Annotated in this window: 13 protein-coding genes, 1 tRNA gene and 2 pseudogenes; 9 read left to right on the forward strand and 7 right to left on the reverse strand. The window is 33.6% G+C overall.

The annotated features are described in order from the left end of the window. The first annotated feature begins 161 nt into the window (after positions 1-161). From ACZZZT_RS23190 to ACZZZT_RS23230, 9 genes and pseudogenes are all read left to right on the forward strand, one after another. Positions 162-641, forward strand: coding sequence for a hypothetical protein (locus ACZZZT_RS23190; protein WP_463462100.1), 480 nt, complete (start codon positions 162-164; stop codon positions 639-641). Positions 642-793: 152 nt separating this feature from the next. Beyond that, the gene (locus ACZZZT_RS23195; protein WP_463462101.1) at positions 794-1555 is read left to right on the forward strand and encodes a peptidoglycan-binding protein; all 762 of its coding nucleotides are present in this window, start codon (positions 794-796) and stop codon (positions 1553-1555) included. 2 nt (positions 1556-1557) lie between these two features. Further along, on the forward strand, positions 1558-2862 hold the full coding sequence (locus ACZZZT_RS23200) for an ATP-binding protein (RefSeq protein ID WP_463462102.1): 1305 nt from the start codon (positions 1558-1560) through the stop codon (positions 2860-2862). A 145-nt stretch (positions 2863-3007) separates the two neighbouring features. Next, positions 3008-3567 (forward strand): annotated as a pseudogene (locus tag ACZZZT_RS23205) (glycosyltransferase family 39 protein); the annotation flags it as partial. A gap of 24 nt (positions 3568-3591) precedes the next feature. Continuing rightward, positions 3592-4548, forward strand: coding sequence for a hypothetical protein (locus ACZZZT_RS23210; protein ID WP_463462503.1), 957 nt, complete (start codon positions 3592-3594; stop codon positions 4546-4548). Further along, positions 4532-5068: a DUF4269 domain-containing protein gene (locus ACZZZT_RS23215; protein ID WP_463462103.1), complete on the forward strand. Its 537-nt coding sequence runs from the start codon at positions 4532-4534 to the stop codon at positions 5066-5068. The genes ACZZZT_RS23210 and ACZZZT_RS23215 overlap by 17 nt, the downstream gene beginning before the upstream one ends. A 126-nt stretch (positions 5069-5194) precedes the next feature. Then, positions 5195-5267 (forward strand) — tRNA-Met (locus tag ACZZZT_RS23220). Positions 5268-5327: 60 nt separating this feature from the next. Beyond that, positions 5328-5582: a GIY-YIG nuclease family protein gene (locus ACZZZT_RS23225; RefSeq protein WP_463462104.1), complete on the forward strand. Its 255-nt coding sequence runs from the start codon at positions 5328-5330 to the stop codon at positions 5580-5582. A 189-nt stretch (positions 5583-5771) separates the two neighbouring features. Continuing rightward, positions 5772-5885, forward strand: coding sequence for a hypothetical protein (locus ACZZZT_RS23230; RefSeq protein WP_463462488.1), 114 nt, complete (start codon positions 5772-5774; stop codon positions 5883-5885). 557 nt (positions 5886-6442) lie between these two features. On the opposite strand, the gene ACZZZT_RS23235 is transcribed toward ACZZZT_RS23230, so the two are convergent. The 7 genes and pseudogenes from ACZZZT_RS23235 to ACZZZT_RS23265 form a co-directional block, all read right to left on the reverse strand. Next, positions 6443-6772: a hypothetical protein gene (locus tag ACZZZT_RS23235; RefSeq protein WP_463462105.1), complete on the reverse strand. Its 330-nt coding sequence runs from the start codon at positions 6770-6772 to the stop codon at positions 6443-6445. Beyond that, complete coding sequence (locus ACZZZT_RS23240) at positions 6773-6952, reverse strand: hypothetical protein (protein ID WP_463462106.1); 180 nt, start codon at positions 6950-6952, stop codon at positions 6773-6775. Positions 6953-7244: 292 nt separating this feature from the next. Further along, positions 7245-7598: a hypothetical protein gene (locus ACZZZT_RS23245; protein ID WP_463462107.1), complete on the reverse strand. Its 354-nt coding sequence runs from the start codon at positions 7596-7598 to the stop codon at positions 7245-7247. A 1-nt stretch (position 7599) separates the two neighbouring features. Further along, positions 7600-8487, reverse strand: a pseudogene (locus tag ACZZZT_RS23250) (RHS repeat-associated core domain-containing protein); the annotation flags it as partial. A 97-nt stretch (positions 8488-8584) separates the two neighbouring features. Continuing rightward, positions 8585-9247 carry an IS1 family transposase gene (locus tag ACZZZT_RS23255; protein WP_463462489.1) on the reverse strand — a complete coding sequence of 221 codons (663 nt, stop codon included), beginning with the start codon at positions 9245-9247 and terminating at the stop codon, positions 8585-8587. 321 nt (positions 9248-9568) lie between these two features. Further along, the gene (locus tag ACZZZT_RS23260; protein WP_463462108.1) at positions 9569-10294 is read right to left on the reverse strand and encodes a hypothetical protein; all 726 of its coding nucleotides are present in this window, start codon (positions 10292-10294) and stop codon (positions 9569-9571) included. Beyond that, complete coding sequence (locus ACZZZT_RS23265; protein WP_463462109.1) at positions 10254-15422, reverse strand: Ig-like domain-containing protein; 5169 nt, start codon at positions 15420-15422, stop codon at positions 10254-10256. Before ACZZZT_RS23265 ends, ACZZZT_RS23260 begins: the two co-directional genes overlap by 41 nt. Positions 15423-15481 lie beyond the last annotated feature (59 nt).

A 15481-nucleotide genomic window follows, 5' to 3' on the forward strand; every position in this document is an offset into this window, starting at 1 on the left:
TCAGATATATTATTAAATAAACTAAGTGAATTTGGCATAACGTCCTTTGATAAAATCTGGCCTGATTATATCAAAGAGCTGGATCTAAAAAAACCGATGCCAAAACACTTATACAAATCATTGCCTCATCAGATCTAAGTGTCATTACAACTGGAGCTTCTATGGAGCAATTTGCTCCTATGCATGCATGGAGGGCTTTGGGACAATTACATTCAAAAGAATCAATTGAAACTCTTTTAAATTCATTAATAGAAAAAAATCAGGAAGCATTTTGGTATCGTATTGAATTACCAAATGTGATTAAACAAATTGGTGGTGAAGCAATAAAACAATTGGAAGTTTTTCTTAAGAATGAACAAACTTGGGAAGACAAGGTTATCATTATAAATGGATTGGTAGAAATAGCATTGAAAGATCAGGAATATAAAAATCAGGTTGAAGAAATCATTTCTGAAATTTTGAAAAAATACAAAAAAAATGATTTGGCTTTCAACGCTTCAATACTCAATGCTATATTCAAACTAAAACCATATAATAATAAAATAGTTAGAGAAATTATCAATAAGGATAAATTTGACTACAGCTTTATCGACCGTCCAGAATTGGATAAATTCATTAAAAATTCTAAGATGTACGAGTAATAAAATCGCTTAAAACTATTTCATAAATATTGAAAAGGAATCACTCATCTTAAAAAACCATAAATAATATTTATTAACTAAAAACCTTAAGTCATGCAAAAAATATCCTACCAAAAAGAGCTGCTTATAAAAGCAACACAACAAAAAAAGGAGTGAATAACAACAAGAAAGACGTTGAAAAAATTCAGTCCTGGCTAAATTTATTTGCTATACAAAATCCAGAATCAGGAACCGCAACCGGAATTGATGGTGATTTTGGTCCGGCGACAGAAAAAGCAGTCCTTAATTTTCAAAGAGTTAACAACCTATCGCAAAACGGAATTGTAGATCAAAAAGTTTTTGACAAACTTGTATCTCCTCTTAAAAATGCTTTTGAAAATTCAGTATCAGGTAATAATTTGAGAGAATTAGTACTGAATATAGCCAAAAACCATCTTAAAAATCACCCTTTCGAACTTGTCATCAACAACCAAAGCAATACGGGTCCGTGGGTGCGAAGTTATATGGACGGTCATGAAGGATCTGAATGGTTTTGGTGCATGGGATTTGTTCAGGCGATAATTGACCAGGCGGCTTCTGTTCAGGGAAAAAATTTCAAAACCCTGATGCCTTTAACTTATAGCTGTGATACTGTTGGTGTAACCGGAATTCAGAAAAAAATAGTAACTCGTTTTCAAACGGCAAGAACCAATCCGGCTTTGATAAAACCTGCAGATATATTTCTGATTCAAAAAACAACAAACGACTGGTTTCATACCGGAATTGTAACTGCTGTTAACGGCGATTTAATTGAAACAATTGAAGGTAATACCAATAGTGACGGTTCGCATAACGGAAATGCTGTAATGAACAGAATCAGAAATTACAAACAATCAAAAATTGATTTTTTCTCAATCGAATCATTAGTAGTTTAAAAATGGAAAATGTATTCACATACCTAAAAAACCAATTCGTATTTCAGCTTGACCAACTTTTTCAGGCAGAAAGTCCTATGGAAAAACCCGTTTTAAAACAACAGAATTCTGATGGATTTATCAGCGAATTTATTATCGAAAATAACCTTACTGAAACGGATATTCTTTTACTGGTTTTGGCACTTGTTCCGCATATTAAACCCGATTTTTTAAGTTCGATTATTGCCGAGTATTTACCTAACGGCGGCGAATTACCAGAATTTGGTGGAATTAAAACGAAAAACCATCGTGGAATTTTACCAACAGGTGAAACGGCACAATTTTTAATTGCAGGAAATGATTTAGATGATCGCATTTCCTTCTACAATTACTTACACAATCAATCCTTTTTGTATCAAAAAAGAATTATCAAAATAGAAACTGTTCCATATGGTGAACCTAAACTAAGTGGCTTGCTTATTTTAGAAGACGAATACATAGAAAAATTCATAACCGGAAAAATTTTAAAACCTCAGCTTAGCAGCATTTTTCCTGCTCAATTAATCGAAACCCAATTAGAATGGGAAGATCTGGTACTTAATTCCTCCACTTTAAACCAAATTAAGGAAATAGAAACCTGGCTAAAATTCAACGAAATTTTACTTCACGAATGGGATATGAAAGCCAAGATAAAACCAGGTTTCAGAGTCATGTTTCACGGTGCGCCGGGAACCGGAAAAACACTTACGGTTTCCCTACTTGGAAAATACACAAAAAGAGATGTATACCGAATTGATTTATCTACGGTGATTTCAAAATACATTGGTGAAACCGAAAAAAATCTTTCTTCTCTTTTTGATAAAGCTACTGATAAAGAATGGATTCTCTTTTTTGATGAAGCCGACGCCGTTTTCGGAAAAAGAACAAATGTTAGGGATGCACACGATAAATACGCTAACCAGGAAGTTTCGTATTTGCTGCAGCGTATTGAAAATCATCCCGGATTGGTAATTTTGGCTTCTAATTTTAAAACAAATATTGATACCGCTTTCACCCGAAGATTTCAATCTATTATTGAGTTTGAAGTACCTTCTTATAGCGAACGCTTAAAACTTTGGCAAAATAATTTACCAAAAGGAATTAGAATTGCTGAAGATGTAAATCTTAGTGAGATTTCAAAAAAATATGACATTACCGGTGCTAATATTGTCAATATCATTCAATATGCCTGTTTGAGAACATTAGAAGATGAGAACGAAAGTATCAACCTTGATCACTTGCTTCAGGGAATTAAAAAAGAATATGCGAAAGAAGGAAAAATGATGTAGAACTTACATTTAGTACAATTACAAAGCATCTAATTTGTTTGATTTATTCGTGTAAAATTCTGGTTTTAGTTTCGGTTTAAAATAAATTATATATTAGCTAAAGAAATTAAAACCAAAAACTTTAGTCATAAAAACCAAACACTCAATGACCAAAAAAACCATAATTTTAATCGGATTTATAATTTTAAAATTTGCTTTACAATATATATTACTAAGCCCTGAATATGATTTGCAGCGTGACGAATACCTTCACCTCGATCAGGCACATCATTTAGCCTGGGGTTATTTGTCGGTTCCACCAGTAACTTCCTGGTTTTCGTATGTTATTTTTTTGCTTGGAAATTCTGTTTTTTGGGTCAAATTCTTCCCTACCCTTTTTGGAGTTTTAACGCTCATAGTAGTCTGGAAAACTATTGAAGTTCTTAAAGGAAATTTATATGCTTTACTTTTAGGTGCAACTTGTATTTTGTTTTCATCATTATTGCGAATTAATATGCTTTATCAGCCCAATTCACTAGATGTTTTGTGTTGGACAGCTTTTTATTATGTTGTTATTCAATATGTCACAACCGAGGAAAAAAATGGTTTTATATTGGTGCTGTCGTTTTTGCTTTTGGTTTTTTAAATAAATACAACATTCTTTTTCTGCTTATTGGTCTTTTTCCGGCGTTATTACTTTCTGAACAAAGAAAAATATTGACGGAGAGAAAGCTTTATTTAGCCTTGATTTTGGGATTAATATTAATTCTGCCGAATCTCTTATGGCAGTACAACAATCAGTTCCCTATTGTGCATCACATGAAAGAATTGGCCGAAACACAATTGGTAAATGTCGATCGTTTAGGATTTCTTAAAGAACAATTATTATTTTTTATTGGTGCATTATTAGTGATTTTTTCATCATTATATTCTTTGTTATTCTTCAAACCTTTTAAAAAATATAAATTTTTCTTTGCGTCAATTATTTTCACACTGGCGGTCTTTTTATACTTTAAGGCAAAAGCTTATTATGCAATTGGTTTATATCCAATTTATATTGCCTTTGGATCTGTTTTTCTTTCCGAAATTCTAAAAACAGGCTGGAAACGTTATTTACAGCCCGTATTTATCCTTATTCCGTTACTGTTGTTTATTCCGATGTACAATTTGGCTTTTCCAAATAAAAGTCCGGAATATATAGTTGGACATCCCGAGAAATATAAAAAACTGGGAATGCTTCGCTGGGAAGATGGAAAAGATCATAAATTGCCACAAGATTTTGCCGATATGTTAGGCTGGAAAGAACTTGCCCGCAAAACAGATTCTATTTATGCCAAACTTCCAAATCCCGGGAAAACCCTGGTACTTTGTGACAATTATGGTCAGGCTGGCGCGATTAATTATTACACAAAAAAGAGAATTAAAGCTGTTTCTTTCAACGCCGATTATGTAAACTGGTTTGATCTTGATGTACAATATAAAAACCTAATCCGAATTAAGGAATTTGAGGAAAACAATACCGAATTGAAAGAAACAAGTCCTTATTTTGAAAATTCAAAAATTACAGGCGAAATTACTAATCCAAACGCCCGTGAATACAAAACCACAATTTTTATCTTCACCAATGCTAAAGTCAACATTAATAAAAGAATAGAACAAGAAATTAAAGAAGAAAAAAATATAGTAAATAATGACAGACTTTACTAAGATAGAATATTTAAAAAATGGAAATCAAAAACAGGTTCTGGCTTATAAAATACTCTCAGAATACAAAGTCTTAGCAAACATTGCCGAATTTGACCCCATTTTAGTTGGAACCATTCCGATAAATATTGATATCGAGAACAGCGATCTCGACATTATTTGTTACTGGAAAAACAAAACAGATTTTATTGAAAAATTGGAGTCTCTTTTTGGAAATAAAAATGAATTCACAATTAGAGAAACAACAATTGACAATGAAGAAACAGTCATCGCAAATTTTAAAATAGAGCGTTTTGAAATTGAAATCTTTGGACAAAATATTCCCACCAAAAATCAAAACGGGTATAAACATATGATTATAGAACATAAGATTCTGCAGTCAAAAGGTGAAAATTTCAGATTAGAAATTATTAAACTCAAACAAAAAGGTTACAAAACCGAACCGGCTTTTGGTTTTTTATTAGGTTTAAAAGGCAATCCATACCAAGAATTACTAAATTACAAAATTGATCCTGTCTCTTAAATCACTTTTAAAAACACACAAACACCTGTTTGTTAACAAGTTATTAAATTTAATAGTGCTAAAAAAAATATTTTCAATTTTTCTTTGGATAACCGTATATACTGCTTATCTTTGCACCCGAAACATCGCGGGATAGAGCAGTAGGCAGCTCGTCGGGCTCATAACCCGAAGGTCACAGGTTCGAGTCCTGTTCCCGCTACTAAATAAAAAACACCACTTGAAAAAGATGGTGTTTTTTTCGTTTATAGCACTTTGTATTATGGAAGAATTTGTTGTTTATATTCTCTTTTCTGAAAAATTCAATAAAAACTATACAGGTTACACTTCTAATTTAATTGAAAGATTTAAATCTCATAATGTTCTTGAAACAAAAGGTTATACTCTAAAATTTAGACCTTGGGAAGTAATTCACGTTGAGTTTTTTAATTCTAAATCTGAAGCAATAAAAAGAGAAAAATATTTAAAAACAGGTGTTGGAAGAGAATTCATTAAAAAAATCATTGAAAACTTATAGCTCGTCGGACTCATATCCGCCGCGGCGGACACAGGTTCGAGTCCTGTTCCCGCTACTAAATAAAAAACACCACTTGAAAAAGATGGTGTTTTTTTCGTTTATAGCACTTTGTATTATGGAAGAATTTGTTGTTTATATTCTCTTTTCTGAAAATTCAATAAAAATTATACAGGTTACACTTCTAATTTAATTGAAAGATTTAAATCTCATAATGTTCTTGAAACAAAAGGTTATACTTTAAAATTTGGACCTTGGGAAGTAATTCACGTTGAGTTTTTTAATTCTAAAGAGAAAAATATTTAAAAACAGGTGTTGGAAGAGAGTTCATTAAAAAAATCATTGAAAACTTATAGCTCGTCGGACTCATATCCGCCGCGGACACAGGTTCGAGTCCTGTTCCCGCCACTAAGACAAAAGCTTCAGATTTCTCTGAAGCTTTTTTTGTTTATCATCAACTACATCAAATTTTTGAAAATATTGAAACTAAACTAAAAACAGAGTTTACTTTTTAGTTAGATATTGCCTGTTTTCCACCCTAATTGACAATCCCTTAGGAAATACCAAGTTTTGAATCCTGATTTACTCTTAATATCTACAGACCATTCTATCTAAACACACTTTTGATACACTAAGCTTCAATTTTATTCATTTAAAGTGTTTAAACCTTAAAAATAAAAGGGATGAGTATTTTACTCATCCCTTTAAAGTGAAATTTATTTAGTAAAATACTAACTATCAACATCTTTTAGTTTCAAAGAATAAAAACCACACGATTGATACACTACAGGTTCTAAGTCAGGAGATGTTCGCGCAGTTTTTTTTCCAATAGAACTCTCTGTGAGCGAAAGCAATTTGTACTTTTATTTGATAAACAAATCAATATCTTCTATTGCAGAATTAACAGAACCTAATAACTTTTCATTAACTATTTTTTTTAAATGGTTAACAACTTTTTCTTTTTCTAATTTATGATGTATTCTAGCAACATCTCCTAAGCTAGAAATAGCCGTCTTAGAAACCCAATAATCAGAATGATTGATATAATCTAAACATAATTTTTGCAACCATTTCCAATCATCTATTCCATTTATTGCTCCAATAATTGCTGAAATTATTTGCTCATTATCGTTTGTCTGAAGCGATAATTCTATGGAACTTTTATCTGTATATGAATAATTTTTATACTCCATTTATTCTTGATTAATTATTTTTCCTTTTTTAGTAACCACTTTTTGTTTTAACAATATATTTTTCATGCCTTGAGATAATTCATTCCACGTTCTAACATGTCCATGAAATTTCCCTTCAGAATGCTCATCAAAAATGTTAAACTCACCAGTCTTATAATCAACACCAACTCTGCGCGTCATATTCCCAGGTAATTCAAATGAATCATCAAGAACTTCTTGAGGAGTTTCTGGAGCTTTTCCTGCTCTACCTTTCTTATCTTTACCATGTTTACTATTATCTTCAAAAAAACGTTTTATTCCTGTTTCTTCAACTTTAAGGATAATAATTCTGTAAATAGCGATACCGATTGTGTTTTAGAAAAAAGGGTGGGAATATTGATAATCAAAGACTTTTTCGCTAAAAATATAGCAACTCTATAAAATCCAAAAGCCACTCAGTATTGAATGGCTTTGTTAATACTAGATTTAAAATTTAATTATTCGGTATTAGATTTAAATTGATGACAACTTTATTTTCAGTAACATCTTCTGATTTAAAACTAGTCTTATAGCCATCTTTGTTTGATTTCACTTCAATGAAAGCTCCATTTTGAAAATTAGTTTTATAGATACCTTTTTTATCTGTACTAATTTTTATGGAATCTTGACTCGTATAACTACCATCAGGAGTCTTACCATAGCTCCAGCAAACAATTGAAACTTCAACATTTTCAATTGGCTTTTTAGTTATACTATCTAAAATTGTTCCTTGAATTTGAACATTTTTCACATCATTGTAACAAGATGTAAATAAGAAAATGCTAATAAATATCCCTAAGTATTTCATCTTATCTTTTTTTAACTGTTGAATTGATAACTGGATTAATAATATTACTTGCTTTCTGTTGAACATTTCCATGGTTTACACCTGCTCCAGAAACATCCTTATTAACGACATTTGTTTTTTTAGCATTAGAGGCTTTGTTTGGACCGCCACTTGAACCTGGCGAATTAAAACTTCCACTCTTACTTTTATTACTACTACCACTACCATTACTACCGCTAGTACTATTACTTGTTTCACCAGTTGTAGAACCTGTAACTCTTGAAGCACTAGAAGCTCCTGAATTACTAGTCTGATATACATTCAAATTCGTTTTCACGTTTTCAGGAATTGTAGTGTTAACAGTTACATTTTGTAATGGTCCATCAGACCCGTCTACCGTAACCAATAAGTCAATAGGTACACTTGCCGCATTTGGTGTTTCTGCCAAGTCAACTGCAACGTCTACACCATAACTATAACCATACAAAATTACTTGGTCTCCTTGTTGATAATTAGCATTAAAGAAATCTAATCCTTCTTGAACTCCCGAAGCAGAAGTAGCACCAGGAGCAATAATTCTACCTACAAATTCCCCACCAGTTGAAGTTGTTGCAGATTGTGTGTTCTTGAAATACTGAGCTGTATATCCAGCTTGTCCAACCGTCGTAGGTTTACCTCCGCCTGTTGGTCCTCCATGATAAAATATTGCTAATACTTTTTCTAATCCTTCTAATTCTCTAAAAGCAATTGGAGTATTTTCACAAAAAGCATATGGAGATTGATAACTGTAGTCCTCTCTTAAAGGGTCAAGACTCATGAATCTACCAATTTCTGGGTCATAGTTTCTGTACTTAAAGCTGCCCCAGTTCAGTCCTAACTCATCCTGACGCTCTTGTCCTTGGAACTTATACTTATAAGGGTTTGCGACTTTTTTTACAAGTTTTTACCTGTTAAATATAATAATTTTAAGAACATGATTTTGAAGGATAAACTTACTGTTTTATTGCTCAAATCCAAAAATAAATCTTTAAAACAGCTGTAAAAATCACTAAACTTTTACTGAAGCAGATTGTACGTCTGTTGAGTCTTTTCAGATGAGTTCTTAGCGTCAGATTCTTCCTTTCAATATGATTAGTTCCGAAACGTTTGACAGAATGCAGCTTCTCGTCAATCAGATATCTGTAGTTTTTAAGTCTGTCCGTAAATATCTTTTTTGCTTCTGCCAATTTCAGAGTTTCCAAAACGCGATTCAGAGTTTTATTAGTTGGTTTGCCTACATTAAAACTAACCACACTTTTAGAATTCTTTTCCAGAGCATAAACCAGCCAGATATAATTTTTCTTGTGCCTGATATAAGTACACAGTTCATCTACTTCGTAAGTTTTGTCTCTGCTGACAATTGGTCTGGTTATATTTCTCGCAATACAGACAATTCTTTTCAATAATGTTGTGGCTGATATTTCCAGTATTCTTGCTGTGCTTCTTATTCCTAATCCCTCTTTGGTTAATTGAACAATCTTTTCATTAATATCTAATTTGTAAGCTTGATTTGTATAATATTCTATAAAACGGTGAGAGCACATTTTACAATAGTATTGCTGTATATTATTTTTTGTTCTCCCATTTTTAATAACCTTTTGCTCTTTACATTTTGGACAATTCATTACCATCACTAACTTTGGAACGCTATGTCGCATTTTTACTCATTTTAGCTCATTTAAGGCAATATTAAAACAAAAAAGATGAGCATTACTGCTCATCTTTAAATTATTTATTTCTAAAATTTGTTCAATTTCAAAAGGTTAGAATTTCAAAATCTCATATCACTAACTTTGAAACACTACCGATAAATGACTATGTTTCGAAACAATTTAAACAAAAAAAGAAAAAGAGACTTTTTAAAGGGATTTAAAATAGTTAAGGGTGCAAAAATGCACCCTTAACTTTGTCTCCACTTTCTGTTAGCAAATCCATCTGATACATTACCAAATTTAAGGATAATCAAATCCAAATAATATTTTTGTTACAATATTATCTTTCAATGTAAATTCCATGAAATATCCTGGCATATTATATCGTTTTAAAAATGTCGATTTATCAAAATTATCGATTCTATAAGTTATAATTAATTGATCTTTTTCTTTTTTAGTTATATAGCCGTCACCTTTTATTTCAATTAATTTTTCTAAAGAAATTCCTAAACCTAATTTTGATTCTGTTTCAAAAACCTTATCATCAATATTATAATTAGAATTTTGAATCAATTTTTTATCATTTGCAAAATAGCCTATTTCAAAGCAACTAAATTGATCTTTTGGATTCCCTTCATAATGATAAGCCAATAAATATTGTGATTTATCACTATTACTAAAAATAGCGATAGGACTTTCTCTTAATTTCTCAATTGTAGAAATCCCTTTCTCTTTTGAATAAAATCGTCTTAAAGATTCGCTATTTTCTAAATACAAAAGTCTATTTATCGTTGAATCAGGGCTAACTTCTTTCAATTCTTCTTCAAACTTTATTTTTTTATTCGCTGAGTTAATTGAATCTGGTTTAGAAACTAGTATTGTGTCAACATTGGCTTTAGGATGTATAGTCAATTCCGTGCGAAAATCGCTTTTATCCTTACATCCGAAAGTTAAAAGTGCTAATAGAGTTGTTATTATCATTTTATTATTCATTAACATTTGGTATTTTGGTTCCACTTCTTCCATTATTATTAGGATTATTAGTAATATTTATTGTTGCTGGAATTGATTTACTATTTTGTAAAAAACCTTGTACAGCTGTACTAAAGGCACTTAGTTGAGTATCATTACCACTTAATCCGATACAACCTAAAGTTCCTTCATTATTTCCGTCTGGGTGAATTCTTAAATCACTTCTATTAGTGCTAAATTGAGGATTTAGATTAAAACTAAATCCAACACCATCGCTATTCATTCCTCTATTATAATCTCCATTGCCAGGGCTTCTGTCTCGGAAATTACTCACTGTATAACTGCCATTTTCTGGTGCTCCATTTCCAAAACCACCCGCTACAGCAGAAAATGAATCAAGTGCCGTTACACTTCCATTATCAAATTCAACTTGAGTTGTTACGGTCACGTCCCCAATTTTACTGTTTCCTTCCCTCATAGAACCAGTAACGCTAATACTATTTCCAGTTTGTTCTGAAACTAAATCTGCATCATCATATTTCCTTTCGTGACTTCTTAACGAATTAACAGAACTAATAGTGTTTAGATCAGTATTATCATTTGAAATTTTTGCACTTGCATCATTAAAAGCCTTTTCATTCACTTTAACATAAGTGTCTGCCCCAGGCGCAGCTATTCTTCTAAGTTCTTTTCCTGTCATTGACAAAACTATAAAATCATCTGGCCCCATTCCATCAGGATCTGTAAACCTTATCGGATTATCAAAAGTATAGTTATAAGGTGACCATCTTCTCATTTTTTCAGCTAAAGGATCAATCGTTATCCATCCTGCTCTTGCAGGATCATAAAGTCGTGCGCCATAGTCGTACATGTTAAGTCCCAGCTCGTCTTGGAGCTCCTTGCCGTTGTACTTATACTTATTTTCGACGCCTATTTTCACAGTATTATACCCTTCATGCTTGAGACCAAAAGGATAGTAATTACTCTCTTCCTTAATGGCAAGGGTCTTATCATAACTCAAACGGATGTTGCCCAGATGATCTTTGTATTGGTACACATATTTATAAGAACTTCCCGAAGGTTCTACATAACCTTCAGCAGTAGGGAAGAATTTCAATGACCCGCTTTCATACTGATAACCACCTAAATAATCGGTTGTAGTCACATTGGATCCTTCCGTTACAATTTTCTGTAATTTTTGTCCCGCAGCATTGTAAATATATTCAATATTTCCTGCTGTACCAAATGTAATTTTGGTAGGTAAATTTAAATGATTATAAGTAATACCACTAGTTGTACTAGTTCCTATTCCTTTATTCAAGTCCTTCAACATATTACCATTAGCATCATAAGAATAATCATCTACTAAGTTTGCAACACTATCAACAAAACCATTTGCCTTAGAAACTACAGGTGCATTATCAACTACTTTTGTAAGTTGGTTAAACTGGTTTGATGGGCCATAACTATAAGTCAAATTATCAATTTGTGTAACTGTACTTTCATCATTTCCGTTACGCAATAGAGACATTATATTGCCATTTTTATCATAAGTCAAGCTCTCATTATACGCATTAGAAACAATACCTTGTTTTTTGTATATCGCTGCTTTAAGTCGATTCAGGTTATCGTATTTATAACCATAGGTTCTTAAATTTCCTTCATCGAAGTTTGTCTTCCATTGCGTTTCAGCAATATTTCCATTATATAAAGCTTTTACATCAGAAATTCCGGAAGGAATTGAATTGTAATTGATATTAAAAGCAAATAAATCTTTTGGGTCATCACCATGGCTAAGCGAATTAATATCATTGATTCCCTTTAACCATCCTCTAATGTTATAGGTATAATTAACATTTTGTGTTGGAGTACCGATAGTATTACCAACTTTTTTAGATATCAATTGTCCTAATTCATCATAAGTATTGCTCGCAATTAGTTCAACTGTTCCTGCTTCTATTTGATGAGTTTGGGTAAGTAATCTCCCTTGCGCTGAGTAAGTAAAAGCCTCTTTTGTTTTTAATTCCGTACTTCCGGAAAGTCTTTTATGATATGTAATGATGTACTCTGGTTTTCCTGTGAAATCCAGTTTACTATCAGTATAAGTATATCCTCCTAAGTGATTTATAGTATAGGAACGAATAGGTCTTGCTTTTTCATCATAGAACCAATAATTCAATTCATTTGCGTAAGTTGTACTAGTTTGTAACACTCGTGTCCAAGTAGCTGTTTTTAATCCTTGTGGTTTTACTGTATTATTATAATATACAGGCTCTCCCTCTATACTAGCTACTATAGTTGGCATATTAGGAAAGTTGTAATCATCATAATAATTCACTGTTAAAACATGATAAGTAGTAGATGCCAAATTAGTAGGCCATGCAACATTTGTATATCGGAATGCTACTCCATTTATAGTAGTATCTGTAGTACCATCTATTTTAGTTTCATTAAAATTAGCTGTTTGAATATCTCTTTCTGACTGAATATCAATCCTAGTTGCACTTGTAACTGTTGTTGCAGGCATCCATGCAGTAATCACAGGACGACTAAAAGCATCATATTTAGTAATTAACCATCCTACTGATGTCAGATTACTAAATGGAGAAGCTGCCGGTCCTGTTGCCACTTCCCTGTCTAGTTTATCATATACTATAAATTCCCATTGTTTGCCAGGTAATTTCTTTTCTACCAATCGGTTTCTCTGGTCATACTTATATTGATACCCTAAATCATTTAACTGATTCTTTATTATAACTATGTCTGCTTCTGTAGTTGCCTCCATTTTAGGTGGCAATACATAAGTTAGATTACCATAATCATCATAGACATAATAAGTATCATATTTCTCATTGCTTATTCCTGTACCTACTATACCATAAGTTCTTTTTAAAACAACTTGTCCTTGCTTATTCTTGAATTCTACGGTCGAACCGTTTAATTCAGTTGGGATAGCTGCAGTATTTTCATCATAGGTTATGGTTTTATAAAGCTCATTGGCTGCATAAAAAGCTACTCCCCCTGTCAGTGTTGGCGTATAAGTATTATTGGAAAAAGATAAACTCACTCCAAAATTCTTTACCTCATTTACTACATTACTTTGATAGTCCAGTTTTATTTCATGACCACTCCCCGATCGCCAATCATAGCCTGGTGCGGCTTGCGATAATACCCTGTTTAGTGGAGAGGCCTCAAAACCTTTTTCTGAAAATGGATTTAAATAATTGGTGTTCATATCATCGGCATACGCGCTTTGGTAATATTGCTGGGTTGCCAAACTTTTGTCCCCTCGGTAACTACCTACGCTTCCTGTGGATTCATAATAAGGCAGCCAATCCTTATCCTGCCTGCCAAAGTCATCATATTCTACATGTGTTATTATGTCTTTTTTATCTGGGGATGCTTTTATACCTATACTTTGCATAGGCCTGCCCAGACCATCAAAATAGGTGATACTCTCTATGATGTCTGAATCGTGGTTTATTTTTGTTTCGCTGTCTATAGCCTGTTGGAAGACCCGGGTATAGATATAGTTCTCATCGCTAAACGTAGCCGGTGTATAAATGCACCCATTATGAGTACCCGCTTCATCTAGGCAGGCATCTGTGTTGTTTGTAACATAACCTGATGGTATCACACTGTAATAAACCTTACTGTTTGGATCTCCAAAACCATCACCATCGGCATCTTCATAGAAATACTGGGGCTGCATGTTGGTAATGTTTTTTGTACTGTCATCATAATCACTGCTGTTAGAAACATAATTTAATGGTTGTGTACATGAATTTATACTACTGCCCGCATTACCGTAGCCATCTGTATCTGTATCTGCATACCAGGTGGGTGGGGTATTGATCACTGCTTGTATCTTTTTTCTCGTTGTGGCCGTACATCCCGTGCTGCTATTATAACTTTCCGCATAATACGATGTTGTGCCGCTCAAACTTGGGGTCGTGTAACTGGAGCCTGTATAGAGCAGTGTACCACCGCTGGAGTCACCGTACCAGTAGATGGTGTCTCCGTTTGTTCCAGGTGTTGCCGTTAGGATAACCGTTCCGCTATCGCACCTCGCTACATCGCTTCCCGTGGCTACTGACGGGATCAGGTTGACCACCGCACTTATGGCCTTACGGGACGTGGCATTACACTCCGTGGAACTGTTGTAGCTCTCTGCATAATATGTGGCCGTACTGCTAAGACTGGGGCTTGTATAACTGGTGCCGGTATAAAGCAATGTCCCGCCGCTGGACTCACTGTACCAACGGATGGTGTTGCCGTTTGTTCCAGGTGTTGCTGTTAGGATAACCGTTCCACTCCCGCACCTCGTTACATCACTTCCCGTGGCTACTGATGGGATCAGATTGACCACGGCATTTATGGCCTTACGAGACGTGGCAGTACATTCCGTGGAACTATTGTAGCTCTCTGCATAATACGTGGCCGTACTGCTAAGACTGGGGCTTGTATAACTGGTGCCAGTATAAAGCAATGTCCCGCCGCTGGATTCACTATACCAACGGATGGCGTTACCGTTTGTACCTGGCGTTGCTGTTAGGGTAACTGTTCCGTTTCCGCAACGTGCAGAATCTGATCCTGACGCAACTCCAATTGTCGTATTTAAATCTACAAAAACTCCAGCTGAGCTTGTACTCCACGCACTATTGTTTTTTGCTCTAATGTAATAAACGCCACTACCTTCATTAGCGATAAATGTACTGCCAGAACCTTTAGAAGTACTTGTGCCATTTTCATCTTTTCCTTGCCAATACCAAGTAACACCAGTTGGAGGAGTTCCGTTTCTACTTAAGGTAGACTGCCCGCAGCCTCTATTTGTAATTATTGGGGTGGATGGAACACTCGGATTTACAGTGTTTACGGTAACAGAATATGAAATAGATGAAGTAGTCCCAAACTGATTTTTATAACTTACATTCATGTATTCTACTCCTGGGGTTGTCCAGGTAATAGTAGCACTCCAGTTATTGCTGCTTATAATAGTTCCTCTATTTGCCATAAGTTGCCACATAGTATTTGAAGGAGAACCGTTTATTTGATATAAAGCTGTTTCTCCTTGGTTTACGGATGTTGGCCCACTAATAGAGTATTGCTGTGCATGACTATATTGGAGACCCAAAACAAAGCTAAATACAACTACTAAAAATATATTTTTAATTTTTTTCATGCTTTTATTTTTTGTTAATACATGATTATAAATCAGTATTTTGACATTACTACTTATAA

The sequence above is a fragment of the Flavobacterium sp. AC274 genome, from assembly GCF_979258275.1.